This window comes from Streptomyces sp. STR69 (assembly GCF_024519455.1).
Lineage (GTDB): Bacteria > Actinomycetota > Actinomycetes > Streptomycetales > Streptomycetaceae > Streptomyces.
The window spans coordinates 1-1,345 of sequence record NZ_JALJRY010000084.1 but is presented as its reverse complement, the minus strand read 5'-3'; the positions used below and the strand labels follow the sequence as shown (position 1 = coordinate 1,345).

General features: G+C 67.2%; 1 protein-coding gene and 1 pseudogene. Both read right to left on the bottom strand.

All coding sequences use genetic code 11. The features are described 5' to 3' along the window. Window positions 1-277: pseudogene (locus OC490_RS49050) on the bottom strand (peptidase M4 family protein); the annotation flags it as partial. Window positions 278-533: 256 nt separating this feature from the next. Then, window positions 534-1,345: M4 family metallopeptidase (locus tag OC490_RS49045; RefSeq protein WP_262064552.1), on the bottom strand; the 812-nt coding region annotated here is incomplete at its 5' end.

Sequence of the window (1,345 nt, the reverse complement as noted above, 5' to 3'; positions counted from 1 at the left end):
CGACGTCCTTGACGACGTCCTTGACGACCAGCTTCTCCTTGGTGCCGAGGCCTATCTGCGTGGCCGTCTCGGCCGCGTCGGCCTGCTTCTCCTGGACCAGCGCGGTGCGCGCGGCGTTGGAGAGCAGCTGCGGGGCGGCTGCGAGGGGGGCCGCCTTGCCCGCGGCGGGCTGGGCGGAAGCACCGGTGGAGACACCGGTGGCGAGCAGTGCGCCTGCGGCCACCGCGGTGGCGATGGCCAGGGTGGTGCGCTTGTGACGCGCGTAGAGGGGGGTCACGCAAGCTCCTCTGTGGGGGAGTCCGGACGGCGTGGGGTTACCGACCGGAGCGATGTGAATTGGCTGTGCTGAAGCGGCGTGAGGGAAGACTGGCATCAGGGGCGCGTACATGTCAGGACCCCGAAGTGATGTTGGCTGAAAATCGACTGTCCGGTGAACGTTGCGGCAATGTAAACGTCCACAACAGGGCGCCGCCCCGGAGTTGAAACCCCGAGACGGCGCCTTGTTTGTGCGGCCTGAAGTGGACGTCTGGTTTTTACGGGAACGTAAGCTTCCAGCTGTTGATGTAGCCGGTGTCCTGTGCAGCCACGTCCTGGACCTTCAACTTCCAGACGCCGTTGGCGACTTCGGAGGACGCGTTGACCGTGTACGTGGCCTGCACGTTGTCCGCCGAGTCGGACGAGCTGGAGTTCTTCAGCCGATACGTCGACCCGTCCGGAGCCACCAGGTCGATCACCAGGTCGCCGCGCCAGGTGTGCACGATGTCGACCGTGACCGAGAGGTTCGTCGGGGCGTTGCCGGTCCGCCCGGACACGGTGACCGACGAGGTGACCGCCGCCCCGTTGTCCGGAATCGATACGTCGGCCGTGTTCTCGAACGACGTACCGCCACCGCCGCCGCCACCGGAGCGCGCACCGACCGCGACGGCCGCCCACGCGTCCTGCACCGCCTTGTACTCGGCGCCCGTCGTGCCGTACAGCTCACCGGCCGCCGCGAGCGTCCCGGTGCGGGCCGCCGCGTAGTTGGTGGTGGAGGTGAACTTCGTGGTGAGCGCCCGGTACCAGATCTGCAGCGCCTTGTCCCGGCCGATGCCGGTGACCGGAAGTCCGTCCGAGGTGGGCGAGTTGTAGCTGACGCCGTTGATGACCTTGGCGCCGCTGCCCTCGGAGAGCAGGTAGAAGAAGTGGTTGGCGACGCCCGACGAGTAGTGCACGTCGAGGTTGCCGACACCCGAGTACCAACTGTCCGCGGAGCCGCCGTCCTTGCTCGGCTTGTCCATGTAACGCAGCGGCGTGCCGTCGCCGTTGATGTCGATCTTCTCGCCGATGAGGTAGTCGCCCACGTCGG